This window comes from Clostridium sp. 1001271st1 H5 (assembly GCF_005845215.1).
GTDB lineage: Bacteria > Bacillota > Clostridia > Lachnospirales > Lachnospiraceae > Enterocloster.
Genome location: NZ_SPHO01000016.1, coordinates 57,632 through 70,292 on the forward strand (window position 1 = coordinate 57,632; position 12,661 = coordinate 70,292).

The 12,661-nt window shown below is 50.5% G+C and carries 12 protein-coding genes; 2 read left to right on the top strand and 10 right to left on the bottom strand.

Annotation, left to right across the window (positions count from 1 at the left end; translation table 11 throughout):
• Positions 1 to 11 precede the first annotated feature (11 nt).
• The 7 genes from FGS84_RS32005 to FGS84_RS21515 all read right to left on the bottom strand — a co-directional run bounded on the left by FGS84_RS32005 (position 12) and on the right by FGS84_RS21515 (position 6,013).
• Entirely contained in the window at positions 12 to 248 is a 237-nt protein-coding gene (locus FGS84_RS32005) for a hypothetical protein (protein WP_347563865.1), read from the bottom strand.
• Between the two features lie 286 nt (positions 249 to 534).
• A complete protein-coding gene (locus tag FGS84_RS21490; protein ID WP_138310372.1) occupies positions 535 to 1,548 on the bottom strand; it encodes a LacI family DNA-binding transcriptional regulator in 1,014 nt (337 codons plus the stop codon).
• Between the two features lie 137 nt (positions 1,549 to 1,685).
• A complete protein-coding gene (cysK, locus tag FGS84_RS21495; RefSeq protein WP_138310373.1) occupies positions 1,686 to 2,618 on the bottom strand; it encodes a cysteine synthase A in 933 nt (310 codons plus the stop codon).
• Between the two features lie 160 nt (positions 2,619 to 2,778).
• Positions 2,779 to 3,786, bottom strand: coding sequence for a GH25 family lysozyme (locus tag FGS84_RS21500; protein ID WP_330640688.1), 1,008 nt, complete (start codon positions 3,784 to 3,786; stop codon positions 2,779 to 2,781).
• Between the two features lie 125 nt (positions 3,787 to 3,911).
• Complete coding sequence (locus tag FGS84_RS21505; RefSeq protein WP_138310374.1) at positions 3,912 to 4,388, bottom strand: SAM-dependent methyltransferase; 477 nt, start codon at positions 4,386 to 4,388, stop codon at positions 3,912 to 3,914.
• Between the two features lie 26 nt (positions 4,389 to 4,414).
• A complete protein-coding gene (locus FGS84_RS21510; protein WP_138310375.1) occupies positions 4,415 to 5,266 on the bottom strand; it encodes a MerR family transcriptional regulator in 852 nt (283 codons plus the stop codon).
• Between the two features lie 99 nt (positions 5,267 to 5,365).
• Complete coding sequence (locus FGS84_RS21515; protein WP_138310376.1) at positions 5,366 to 6,013, bottom strand: nucleoside recognition protein; 648 nt, start codon at positions 6,011 to 6,013, stop codon at positions 5,366 to 5,368.
• Between the two features lie 370 nt (positions 6,014 to 6,383).
• Between FGS84_RS21515 and FGS84_RS31005 the strand changes: the two genes are divergently transcribed.
• Together FGS84_RS31005 and FGS84_RS21525 are read left to right on the top strand one after the other, a co-directional pair.
• Positions 6,384 to 7,808, top strand: a complete 1,425-nt coding sequence (locus FGS84_RS31005; protein ID WP_171042689.1) for a cell wall-binding protein — start codon at positions 6,384 to 6,386, stop codon at positions 7,806 to 7,808.
• A 166-nt stretch (positions 7,809 to 7,974) separates the two neighbouring features.
• On the top strand, positions 7,975 to 8,658 hold the full coding sequence (locus FGS84_RS21525) for a YitT family protein (RefSeq protein ID WP_138310377.1): 684 nt from the start codon (positions 7,975 to 7,977) through the stop codon (positions 8,656 to 8,658).
• A 25-nt stretch (positions 8,659 to 8,683) separates the two neighbouring features.
• Here FGS84_RS21525 and FGS84_RS21530 read toward each other — a convergent pair whose 3' ends face one another.
• From FGS84_RS21530 to FGS84_RS21540, 3 genes are all read right to left on the bottom strand, one after another.
• On the bottom strand, positions 8,684 to 9,553 hold the full coding sequence (locus FGS84_RS21530; RefSeq protein WP_243130031.1) for a MerR family transcriptional regulator: 870 nt from the start codon (positions 9,551 to 9,553) through the stop codon (positions 8,684 to 8,686).
• Positions 9,554 to 9,780: 227 nt separating this feature from the next.
• Positions 9,781 to 10,914: a nitronate monooxygenase family protein gene (locus tag FGS84_RS21535; RefSeq protein ID WP_138310379.1), complete on the bottom strand. Its 1,134-nt coding sequence runs from the start codon at positions 10,912 to 10,914 to the stop codon at positions 9,781 to 9,783.
• The gene (locus tag FGS84_RS21540) at positions 10,914 to 12,638 is read right to left on the bottom strand and encodes an acetyl-CoA carboxylase carboxyltransferase subunit alpha (protein WP_138310380.1); all 1,725 of its coding nucleotides are present in this window, start codon (positions 12,636 to 12,638) and stop codon (positions 10,914 to 10,916) included. The genes FGS84_RS21535 and FGS84_RS21540 overlap by 1 nt, the downstream gene beginning before the upstream one ends.
• Positions 12,639 to 12,661 lie beyond the last annotated feature (23 nt).

Sequence of the window (12,661 nt, forward strand, 5' to 3'; positions counted from 1 at the left end):
TGGTCCGGCGTTCATTCACTATCCCTACTATTTGGAATATGGGCATGGTTTGCTGAAACCACAGGGCTTGTCACTTGGGCAGGCGCAGCTGGCTGTACTACATATTTTGCCTGCTGCGGCTGCGGACAGGATGCACAGAAAGGTATCTGGTCTAATTTAAGCGGTATTTTCTGGGCGTCCTTGTCCCTGTGGCTGACTGACCAAAATGTGAATCCGTACCTGCTCATGACTATCTTTACCTTTATCATGTGCATACAGAGCATTCATCCCCGGCTGTCCTTTACCTCAGGTACCTTTATCGGATGCTTCTGTACATTTGCTGCTGACGGACCGTCCACAGCATTGATTCTTTCCCTGCTTATAGGCAACGGAATCGGACTTGCCAGTATATATTTGTCCGACCTGCATGCCGCGCATCAATACCGTTTGAACAACTGAATAGCTGAACAACCAGATAGAGGGTATGCCCAGAACCTTAATACCGGTTCCGGGCATACCCCCTCTTCATTTTAAAAATTATTCTGTTTATATGGTTCAGCGTTCATCTGCGTATGCCACACTTTCCCGCTCCACGACCCGGGTTTCTAACATAATGTGACGTTTGTCTTCCGGAATAGTTTCCCCGGCCAGAATCCGGCCAAGAAGCCTGAATGCAGTAACGCCAACCTCATATTTAGGTTGAAGGACCGTGGTCAGGGATGGGGTGCATAATTTACCCATTTCAATATCATCAATCCCCATAACGGATATGTCAGCAGGGACTCTGTATCCCATGGACTGAACTGCCTTCATTGCCCCTATGGCCATCATATCGTTGGCCGCCAATATAGCGGTCGGAACCGTATCCAGCCTGACAAACTCTTTAGCAATTGCGTATCCGCTCTTCCAGCTGTAATCCCCATAAGCTACATACTCAGAACGATAAGATATGTTTCGGGATTCCAGACTTTTTTCATATGCCTTCATTTTGCCAAACCCGGAAGGCGATTCCATAAGCCCGCTAATAAAAGCAATATTTCTATGTTTGTATTGAAAAAGTAAGTTCATGGCTTGGACCACCGCCATATATCCGTCTGTACTGACCGTCATGAGTTCCTGGTCACAGCGGTAATCCCAATCTTCTACAACAAGGGCAATATGGCTGTTCAGCCTGCGCAAGTCCTCCTGGCCGGATTTGGGTTTTAGCAGTATGATTCCATCTACTCCTTTACTCAGAAGAGCACCGATATAATTCCTTTCCTTTTCCTCGTCGCGGTCACTGTTGCAAAGAAATACGGTAAATCCTGCTTTTCTTGCTTCGTCCTCCACGCCCCTTGCCAGCTCAGGATAAAAGGGATTGACAATTGTAGGTATAATCAGCCCTATATTTTTTGTTGTCTTAGTCCGGAGTGCGCTGGCAGTCATATTATACTGGAATCCTAACTGGTCAACTGCCTTATATACCTTCTCTCTATTTTGCGGACGAACACTTTCCTTTCCATTAAGCACATTAGAAACCGTTCCGATGGAGACTTGGGCTACTCGTGCAACATCCTTTATTGTTACCATTTGGTTCCTCCCTGCAGTGAATGTAACGATTCATCATTTTCTCCCTCATGGTAACATCCTTTTTACATTCCGTCAACTTTGTTTTATACCAGATACTGGCAGAAGACAGGCTGACCCCGTTGAGACTCCTTCAACTCCTACTCCACAAACAACGCCGTGGAATAATACCTGTCCCCGCTGTCAGGCAGCAGCACAACTATGGTCTTTCCTTCATTTTCCGGCCGCTTTGCCACTTCTATGGCAGCATACAGGGCAGCTCCCGATGAAATTCCTGTCAGTAGACCCTCTGTCCGGGCCAGCATCTTTGCTGCGGCAAAGGGAGCCTCATTGTCCACGGTTATGATTTCATCATATATATGGGTGTCCAGCACCTTGGGAATAAATCCTGCCCCAATTCCCTGAATCTTATGGGGGCCGGCACTTCCTCCTGAAAGAACCGGTGATGTGGACGGCTCCACGGCTATGACCTTAATACCAGGATTCTTTTCCTTCAAATATGTACCGGTGCCCGTAAGAGTGCCTCCTGTTCCCACGGATGCCACGAATATATCTACCTGCCCGTCCGTATCCTCCCAGATTTCCGGCCCCGTGCTCTCCATATGGGCTTTGGGGTTCACCGGGTTGTCAAACTGCCCTGGTATGAAGCTGTCCGGTATCTCCCTTGCCAGCTCCTCCGCTTTTTCAATGGCCCCGCTCATTCCCTTCTCACCAGGCGTAAGGACGATTTCAGCTCCATATGCCTTCAGTATATTGCGGCGCTCCACGCTCATGGTATCCGGCATGGTCAGTATCATCCTGTAGCCCTTGACCGCCGATACCGCGGCCAGACCGATGCCTGTGTTGCCTGATGTGGGCTCAATGATGACGGAGCCTGGCTTCAGTCTGCCGGTGCGTTCCGCATCTTCAATCATGGCCTTTCCGACTCTGTCCTTAACGCTCCCGGCCGGATTAAAGTATTCCAGCTTCACAAGAAGACGCGCCTTCAGCTGCTCCTTCTTCTCGATGTTGGTCACCTCCACCAATGGGGTGCTGCCTACAAGTTCAATGGCTCCCTTGTAAATCTTAGACATAGCTTCCACCGTTCCCACACAGGCGTGCAGGGCCTTTCTTTTTTATTCATAGTTAATCAGTAGGTTTTCTAGGATTATATGACCGAAGCTGCTATTTGTCAAGTATTTTATGTTGTGTTACTTCCACCAGGAATTATAAACCGGCCTGGACTGAAGCTTTTCAGCTTATGGGCTCCGCCATAACGCCGTTTGAATCAAAGGTATAGGACACCCCGTCAATATCCATGGTTGTATCATGAATCATGGCTCCATTGGGGTCAAGATAATACCAGGCTCCATCCACCTGCACCCAACCTGTCTGCTTCACATATCCCTTCATATAATACCATCTGCCGTCCACATGCTTCCAACTATCGGCAGGAATCAGAGCGCTGTAATCCGTAAATGCCAGCTCGATGGTTACATTGCCGTTGATGCCGTCCACTGTACCTGTATCGGTACACTGCCATATGGTCCGGTTGGGATAACTGTTGACAGTCCCGTACCTGGCATACCATATATCGTAGGGAATCTGGCTGGTATCCATGTTCCTGGTCAGCCATTCATTGTTTCCGTATACCACGGGATGATATCCCGCATCGGATATAGTCCTGCAGAATGCATTTACATTGTCCGTAATCTGCTGCCTGGTGAGCCCGTTATCAAGAAGATGCTGGGATTCCACATCATAGGCAATGGGATAGGATATGGGAAAATCCTTAATTACCTTCAGCACGAAATTGGCCTCGTCAATGGCAGTCTCCACGTCCAGGGCCTGGGTATAGAAAAATACTCCGGTCTGAATGCCGTTGGCAAACGCCTCTGTAACGTTCCTGTCAAAATAGGGGTCTTTATCCTTGTAATACCCCACCCGTATCATGGCAAATGACACGCCGTCCGCCGCTGCCCTGGACCAGTCTATGCCGTTCTCATTGGCCCGGTTCTGGTACTTGGTCACGGTGATTCCCTTTGCCAGCGCCCCTGCAATGGGCGCCCCTGATGCATCTGTATACTGCCCGTTCTCCAGTGTCCAGGGCTGTGCTCCATAGGCTGCTGCCGGAGCGTACAGGGACATGGCCCCTATGATGGCTGCCGCCGTGCCTGCCGCCATACGTTTTCCTGTTTTTCCTAATTTCCCCTTACTGATTCTGCTCCTGCTGCTGCGTTCCGGCGTTCCCAATATCCTCATCTCATCCACCTCATACTCTCAGATTTCATATGAATCCATGATTCCATATTAACCCATATATCTTCTTTATTTTAGCACAAAGGAATTGTCATCTTGTTGAGGTTTTCTTAATCTTTCCTTTCAACTTAAAAATCAAATTCATTTTCCCAGTCAAACTCCCCTGACTCCTCCAGGCACTGGGGCCAGTGGCTGCACCAATCCGGCACCCCGGGATGTTCCACCCGGTCCAGGCTGGGGGTATATGGCTTTAAATCCAGTACAGGACTTCCCTGCCGGGCATCTGCATACGCAATGCGGACAATGCCGGCGTCATGGTCCAGGCAGAGAATCTGTGCAACGGTCAGGGCAATGGGATTGGGCCTCTGGGGAGAGCGGGTCGCAAATGTGCCCATTATATCCGGTGAATGCTTATAGGGGTGTTCCACCTCCAGTATACTCCGGCTCTCCTCATCGTCGCAGCCGTCAAACCACCAGAGGATGTCTGTATGGCTAAAGCCCTCCAGGTTCTTAAGAGCCGGGATGAATTCCGGAAGTACTTTTATAAACATGCCCTCCCCATCCATTTCCATGGTGCCAATCTGCTTTACTGTAAATTGATTCATGCTGAAACCTCCTTTATTTGATGGCTTCAGTCTAAACCCTCACACGGTGTCAGAGTCAATACTCTTTGCACCGGCGTCTGTACTTCCGTAAGAAAATTCCGGGAATCGGATTCATTGTAGGCACCTATATGGCAAATCTGGCGGCTTGGGCCGGCCATCTCATACTGGCCATGCTCCTCCAGCCAGCAGGCAAAGGCGTGATAGGATGTCCCAATATTCTTATACGGGCCGTAAACCATAATACAGGCCATCTCCTCCACCGGTTCAGTTTCCCTGTAGCAGAATCCACCCTTATCCTGTCCCCTTTTTTCCGCCATGACTCCCACCTCAATGTCCACCCCGTCTCCCGCCTGTTCCTCATTGTGATAAATAGCCAGGTTGTTAACGCCAGGGGCCAGCTCTGCCTGTTCCTCCTCCACAAATGCATAAAGCCGTTCCCACAGATTCCCTTCGCAGAAATGGTCTGCCACGGTTTCCCTCAGGGATAAAATCAGATGGCTGGGAACAGACTTCATGGTCACGTTATAATGTGTCTCAATGGTGTTCTCCATAAAATCCCTCATGGCAGTCTCTATCTTGCGGATGCGCTGCTGTTCCAGCCGGATTGTATCTGAAAGCTGCCTCTTTTTATCCTCCAGATACCCTATCACATCCCCGCTCTCCCAGCATTCCAGCACTTCCCTGATTTCCGTCACATTAAAATCCATGTCCCTGAGCAGGCATATTTTCTGCAGGGCCGGTATCTGGTCCGTGGTATACATCCGGTATCCTGTAAACCTATCAATAGCAGCAGGCTTTAAAAGTCCCGCCTCATCATAGTAACGCAGCATCCTTACCGACACCCTGGTAAGCTTTGAAAACCCGCCAATCCGGAACATAAAGCCGCCTCCCTTTATCTGATGTATTCAATATACACTTTAGTATAACGGTTCTTTAAGCATACTTCAATACTCGGTATGCTCCATTATGATGTATCTCTACCGGTCCATGACCCTGCAGAATATCACCGCAACCACAGTGCTGATAAAGGTGGCCGCCAGGGCAGGACCCACAATGGCAGTGGGATTCACGCTCCCGTACTGGCTCCGGTATGCAATCATATTCATGGGTATGAGCTGCAATGAGGATATATTGATAATGAGAAACGTACACATCTCATTGCTGGCAGTTCCCTCCTGCCTGGCTGCACTGCCCTTTCCAGCTGCACCGCCCTTTCCCGCTGCACCGCCCTCAGCCGCACCTGACTGCCTGCGTCCCTCCTCCACCTTTTTCAGTTCCTCCATTGCCTTTAGACCGGCTGGTGTCGCAGCCCATCCAAGGCCAAGTATATTTGCAATCATGTTGACGCTTATCTGTTTCCTGGCCTCGCCGTCCGGGTCCAGCCTTGGAAAGAGAAAGGTGAGTACAGGTCCCATTCTTTTTGCCAGCTGGTCCACCAGCCCGGAACGGTGCCCTATTTCCAGTACCCCGGTCCACAGGGTCATGACACCCAGCATGGTGATGCAGAGCGTCACCGCCTCTTTTGATGCCTGGATTGCCCCGTCGGTCACAGCCGTCATCTGGCCGTGAAGCGCCCCCCAAAGTATTCCTGTCAATGTCATTCCCGCCCATAGATAATTCAGCATGTTTTCCCGCCTGTTTCATGGCATTCTTATTCCATTTTATTCCCGGCCCTGTAGAATATACCCATTCTGACCCTTGTCTGAAAATCCAATCCCGCCGGCTTTTCTGCCCAATCCTTCCCAAATATTCATAATTGCCCCTTCTCTGTAAGAATTATTACACTGGCTTGCGTAAAATTTACAGTTCATTACGTTTACATAACTTCTATTGACCCTGGAGCAGCTCCATAGTATATTCTCACCATGTCAGTGATGACAACGTGCGGCGCCGGCCAGTACACCGGCGAAACGGCAGCCGCATCCCCGAAAGAATATTGAGATAAAAAATATGAAAATGAATGGACTGATTGACAGACTGAAAGGAGACATGATTATGAAGAGACAGACAAAATGGTTCCTGATTCCATGTGCAGCCATGGCCCTGACCCTGGGCAGTGCGCTGGTATCATTTGCAGCTACCGGATGGGCCGAGGAAAATGGCGAATGGGTCTATTATAACAACGACGGGAGCAAGGCTGCCGATGTATTTAAGAAATCCGGCAACAACTGGTTTTATCTGGATTCCGACGGAATCATGGCAAAGAGCCGGCTGATTGAGGATGATGACAATTACTTTTATGTCAACTCAGCCGGGGCAATGGTCACCAACCAGTGGCGCTCCATTGAAAATGAGGACGCGGGCTCTGATGAGCCGGATGAGTGGTGGTACTATTTCCAATCCAACGGCAAGGCCGTTAAAAAATCCGGCAGCAGTGACAATGTAAAGTTCGTCACCCTTCCCACCTCCACCGGACAGGCCAAGTTTACCTTTGACGACGAAGGGCACATGCTTTACGGATGGATTGACGAGAGCGGGGAAATGCTTACCGATGATGACGCCTGGAAAAGCGGCATGTACTATTGCAGCGATAACGGGGACGGACGCATGGCCACCGGATGGAAATACATCACGGCTGTCAATGACGAGGATGATGACAGGGACGGCGACGGCTACTGGTTCTATTTCTCCACCAACGGCAAAAAAACAGCGGACACTGATTCCAAAAAAATCAACGGCCGCAAATACCGCTTTGATGAAAACGGCGCAGCCCACTTTGAGTGGTATAACAATCCCGGTACCGCATCTTCCTCTACGGTGAACAAATACTATAACACAGAGGAGGAGTGCTGGATGTCCACCGGCTGGTTCAAAACAGTTCCCAGCGAGGACGTGGACCCGGAGGCCCACGATGACGGAGAAGCCCACTGGTTCTATGCAGAATCAAACGGTGACCTTGTAACAGCCCAAATCAAAAAAATCAACGGACAGTATTATGGTTTTGATGTAAACGGCAAAATGCTTCGGGGCCTTTACCGCATTGAATTTGAGGAGAACGGAAAGACCATTAAGTCTGCGGAGGAAATTGAGGACGCGGATGAGATTCCGGACGAGGATGAAGAGGGCGTATTCGTATACTACTTTAGTGATTCCCCTAAGGAAGGCGCCATGAAGACCGGCACCATGACCATGGAAATCGACGGCGATACGTATTATTACAGCTTTGAGAAATCCGGCAGCAGAAAGGGAGCCGGAACAGACGGCATTGACAATGACTCCATCTATGTAAAGGGCAGAAGGCTGGAGGCCGAGGAGGGCACCAAATACCAGCCCGTGACCTATAAGGATGAAACTTACCTCATCAGCACATCCGGTAAACTGGTCAAGAACAAGAAGAACGTAAAGGATTCCGACGATGTATACTACAAGACAGACAGCAAGGGCAGAATCGTGGATTCCGGTACGGAAAAGCTGGACTAGGGGGTGTTTGGATAAAGTCCCCTCTTGACAGCCCCCGGGGTACATAAGGTATACTGGTACTGCAACGTAACAGGGCGGCCCGGAATCCATCGGATTCCCGGACCGCCCCTAACCGGTTTTATAACCCATTTCGTTTTACAACCATATACAGAAAGGACGTTTTATTATGAAGCAGCTGAAGAAGCTGGCCTGCCGCACTGTACAGGAATTATCCGTAACCTTTCCTCCAAGGACTGTGTTATCCATTATTCTCGGTACAGCCATTACCACCTTTGGTATCTACAATATCCACCAGCAGGCGGATATAACGGAGGGAGGTATCCTGGGATTGATTCTGCTTTTCAATTTCTGGCTGGGCATGTCATCTTCCATACTGTCACCTGTACTGGATGCCTTAAGCTATGCCCTTGGGTTCCGTTTCCTGGGCAAGGAATTTCTCAAGACTTCCATCTTTGCAACTATATGTATGGCCGGATTTTTCCGGCTCTGGGAACTGTTTCCGCCGGTGCTTCCAAGCCTGGCCGGCTATCCTCTCCTGGCTGCCCTGGCAGGCGGATGCTTTATCGGTACGGGCTGCGGCCTGGTGGTCCGCCAGGGAGCTTCCTGCGCCGGGGACGATGCCCTGGCCCTGGTTATATCCAAGGTCACGGGCTGCCGTATATCCAGGGCATACCTGCTGACGGACGTGTCCGTGCTAGTGCTGTCCCTGTCCTATATACCGGCAGGACGTATCGTATATTCACTTATAACAGTAACCGTATCATCCTTCCTGATTGACTTCATACAGAACTTCGGTGTTCAAAAGGAGGATGAGGACAGCGATAAAGAGACACTGGCTGACAACGGATAGGGATGGGCCGGAAAGCCCTGCCCTGTTATACCGGTGAAGCAATCCTCTTAAAGGGCATATAAATTTCCAGACAGTACGTAGTCCTGTCCTTTGCAAAAAAGGACGTCATATCATTGGCATATACGCGTTCCGCGGGCTCCAGTCCATACTTATGTGCCCACTGGACCATCCTGTGAATCATATCAAAATCCGGAAGGGTATACTCTGACTCAATGATGGTATAAATACATTCCACCTCATCCGTCATGGTATACAGACTCCGGTCAAACTCTTCACCCAGCCCCTTCTCCAGTCCCTCATAGAGCAGGAGCTGGGTTCCCTTTTCCTCCAGGTCCTGTCCCGTGTAAGTGAGGACATTATAAAAATAAGCCATATCCAGCCCCGGAATGGTGGAGGACAGCTTGAACCACCTTCTCAGTCCCTCCTGCAGGCCGGAACAGTTGGCCATCACATATGCTCTGGGGAAATTCCTGATGGAATACCTTCCTATGCATTCCTCTATACGGTTTATATCCTTTTCCACCAGCTTAAGCCTCATAATTGCCTGGCTGTGCCGCCTGAGAGCCTCCTCCTCCTCGGCCATGCGCTGACGGACATGCTGTCTCATGGCGGATGTGGAGTTCTGCCCGCTCATAAGGCCCCCTATCTCCTCCAGGCTGGTATTCATCTTTCTGTGATAAAGTATGTACATCAATCTGTAGATATCATCCTCTGAATAATATCTGTATCCATTTTCCTTTTTATCCGCACGGATAATTCCCTTTTTCTCATAAAAACGCAGGGCATCCCTGCTCATGCCCACCATCTGGGCAACGTCACCAATGAGATACCCCCCTTGTTTCTCTGCCAACGCTTTTTCCATCTTCGCACCCTCTGTTTCATTCAGTTTTTTCATAGATATATTTTAAGACCTTCCCTTTTGAGGGTCAATGGCCAGGTGGAAAATGAAAGAGAACCGTAATAAAAATGACAGATGAAAGTGCTGTGGAATGTCTCTGGATATCCGATGGTGGATAATGTGGATAACTTGTGGATATCTTTGTTAATTATCTGGGGATAAGGATTGCTTCTTTGCTGCCTCCATTGGGAATTTATTGCAAAATAAGGAAAAAAGAGCCGGCACTAAGCCAGCTCTCCTGTTAATTCCTTCATGACGTTATCCACAGTATCGATTGTTTCAGCGCGGTAAGCATTACTTCCGCAGAATAACAGGCCATGGTCTGTATCCCCTTGCGCCGCATTGACCAATGCCATGGTAATGCAGTAGGGAATGGTCCTGATGTCGCAGTGCTCCAGGCACTGGAAGCAGGACTTGATGGCCGGCCTGCTGCCTTCCTTTATCTGGCTCAGGAATGGATTTAAGATTGCCCTGCCCGGCATTCCCACGGGACTCTTGGTGATGACAATGTCTTCCTTTCCTGCCTTTATATAAGCCTGCTTATATGCATCCGAGGCATCGCACTCCTGCGTTGTCACAAACCGGGTTGCAACCTGGACCCCGTCAGCTCCCAGCTCAAGCTGGTGCATCACATCCTCATGGGTATAGATGCCGCCTGCCGTGACCACAGGAATATGCCTGCCGTACTTGGCTCCATATTCCTCAACCACCTTCATGACCGCCTTTACCTCCCGGTCATAGGCATCCTGGTCATAGGTGGCCGGCACATCTGCGGTATCCGCTCCATAGGCGGATATCTGGTCCAGCGAGAATCCCAGATGGCCTCCGGCCAGCGGTCCCTCCACCACAACCAGGTCAGGGGCAATGTGACATTTCCTGTCCCACATCTTGCAGATAACCATGGCTGATTTGGCAGATGATACAATAGGCGCCAGCTTAATCCTGCGGGCCGGCTTTTCCACCATCTCAGCATAGGCCGCTTCCACGTATTCAGGCAGGGACACCGGAAGCCCGGCTCCTGATATGATGATATCAGCGCCTGCCTTCACAGCCTCCTTTACCCACATATCATAGTGCTTGGTAGCTACCATGATGTTGAAACCAATCGCTCCCTGGGGGGCGATTTCCCTGGCCAGCTTCATCTCCCGGCGGATGGACCTTAGGTTTGCTTCCACGAAATTGGTGGTGAAATCCGGCTCCCTGAAACCAATCTGGGCAGCTGATATGATGCCCATGCCGCCGGCCTTTGCCACGGCTCCGGCCAGCCTGTGCAGGCTGATGCCCACGCCCATTCCTCCCTGGATGATTGGTTTTTCAACTACTAAATCCCCGATTACCAATGGTTTTAACTCACTCATTACATTCTCCTAAATCTCTGGTACCTGTGCTCCCTAAGCTCCTCATCGCTCATGGCGAGATACGTTTTAAAGAACTCTGCCATGGCGCTGTCCATATATTCAGCGAGACGGTAGAGATTGTCCGTGCATGCTGGTTCTTCCTCAGGCACGATACGTTCAATCAGCTGAAGCTGTAAAAGGTCCCTGGCCGTCACCTTCATGACCTTGGCGGCATCGGGCGCTTTTTTGCTGTCCTTATACAGGATGGAGGCAAAGCCCTCCGGCGAAAGGATGGAGTAGATGGCATTTTCCAGCATCCACACCTCGTCGGCCACAGCCATGGCCAGCGCTCCTCCGCTTCCGCCCTCTCCGATTACAATGGAGAGTACCGGCACTTTCAGGTCGGAAATCTCGAACAGGTTCCTGGCAATGGCCTCGCCCTGTCCCCTCTCCTCTGCCTCCAGCCCGCAGAAAGCTCCCGGCGTATCCACAAAGCAGATAACCGGACGCCCAAAGGTCTCTGCCTGCTTCATCAGACGCAGCGCCTTGCGGTAGCCGTCAGGGGACGGCATTCCGAAGTTGCGGGTGATATTGTCTTTGGTGTTCTTGCCCTTCTGCTGTCCGATGACCGTCACAGGCATGCCGTGGAACATGGCAACACCGCCCACAATGGCTCCGTCATCCTTAAAATACCGGTCCCCGTGAAATTCGATGAATTCATCAAACAGGGCGTTGATATAATCCGTGGCAACGGGACGGTCGGACTTTCTGGAGAGAAGAACCGTATCCCAGGCGGTTTTTCCACCTTCAGCCCCAGAATGGGCTGGTTTATCCACAAAGGTTCTGGATGTATCCACGGGATTCTTTAATTCTATATTCATTTTGTGGCTGCGGTGCATGTACAGAATCTGTCCAATGACCCGCTTCTGGTCCTTCCGTTCCACAATCTTATCCACAAAACCATGTTCCAGAAGGAATTCAGAACGCTGGAACCCTTCCGGCAGCTTCTGCCCAATGGTCTGCTCAATGACCCTGGGACCTGCAAATCCAATCAGGGCGTGAGGCTCTGCCAGGATGATGTCGCCCAGCATGGCAAAGCTGGCCGTGACGCCTCCTGTAGTGGGGTCTGTGAGCACGCTGATAAACAGCTGCCCTGCCTCATGATGACGCTTTAGGGCAGCGGAGGTCTTAGCCATCTGCATCAGGGATACAATGCCCTCCTGCATCCTGGCCCCGCCTGAGCAGGCAAAGAGAATGACCGGCAGTTTTTCCCTGGTGGCGCGTTCCACTGCATCGGTAATTTTCTCACCCACCACATGGCCCATGCTGCTCATGATGAAACGGGCATCGCAGACACCCACTACAGCCGGATTCCCCTCAATCCTGGCCTTACCCGTGACAATGGCCTCATTGAGGCGGCTCTTTTCCCTGGCAGCCAGAACCTTTTTCTCATAGCCCGGGAAGTTCAGGGGGTTGGAAAAAGGCATCTCTTTGTTCCACTCCTCAAAGGTTCCCTCATCCACAAGCATCTCGATACGGCGGTATGCATGAACACGGAAATAGCCGTTGCACTTGGGACATACGTAGTAATTGTTCTTTACGTCTTCCACATAGATTGGCTGCCCGCACTTGTTACATTTGCGCCATAATCCTTCCGGAATGACCGGTTCCTGGTCGGACCCGGCCTGCGGCTTATATTTCGTATCTATTTTTGTATACGTTTTTTTGAACATGTTCCGCAACATAGCAATTTCCTTTCATTCATAAA

Bases quoted from the DNA above. Each gene is read 5' to 3' on its own strand.
- FGS84_RS32005 (WP_347563865.1), bottom strand. From the start codon at position 248: ATGATAAAGGTAAAGATAGTCATGAGCAGGTACGGATTCACATTTTGG.
- FGS84_RS21490 (WP_138310372.1), bottom strand. From the start codon at position 1,548: ATGGTAACAATAAAGGATGTTGCACGAGTAGCCCAAGTCTCCATCGGA.
- cysK (WP_138310373.1), bottom strand. From the start codon at position 2,618: ATGTCTAAGATTTACAAGGGAGCCATTGAACTTGTAGGCAGCACCCCA.
- FGS84_RS21500 (WP_330640688.1), bottom strand. From the start codon at position 3,786: ATGAGGATATTGGGAACGCCGGAACGCAGCAGCAGGAGCAGAATCAGT.
- FGS84_RS21505 (WP_138310374.1), bottom strand. From the start codon at position 4,388: ATGAATCAATTTACAGTAAAGCAGATTGGCACCATGGAAATGGATGGG.
- FGS84_RS21510 (WP_138310375.1), bottom strand. From the start codon at position 5,266: ATGTTCCGGATTGGCGGGTTTTCAAAGCTTACCAGGGTGTCGGTAAGG.
- FGS84_RS21515 (WP_138310376.1), bottom strand. From the start codon at position 6,013: ATGCTGAATTATCTATGGGCGGGAATGACATTGACAGGAATACTTTGG.
- FGS84_RS31005 (WP_171042689.1), top strand. From the start codon at position 6,384: ATGAAGAGACAGACAAAATGGTTCCTGATTCCATGTGCAGCCATGGCC.
- FGS84_RS21525 (WP_138310377.1), top strand. From the start codon at position 7,975: ATGAAGCAGCTGAAGAAGCTGGCCTGCCGCACTGTACAGGAATTATCC.
- FGS84_RS21530 (WP_243130031.1), bottom strand. From the start codon at position 9,553: ATGAAAAAACTGAATGAAACAGAGGGTGCGAAGATGGAAAAAGCGTTG.
- FGS84_RS21535 (WP_138310379.1), bottom strand. From the start codon at position 10,914: ATGAGTGAGTTAAAACCATTGGTAATCGGGGATTTAGTAGTTGAAAAA.
- FGS84_RS21540 (WP_138310380.1), bottom strand. From the start codon at position 12,638: ATGTTGCGGAACATGTTCAAAAAAACGTATACAAAAATAGATACGAAA.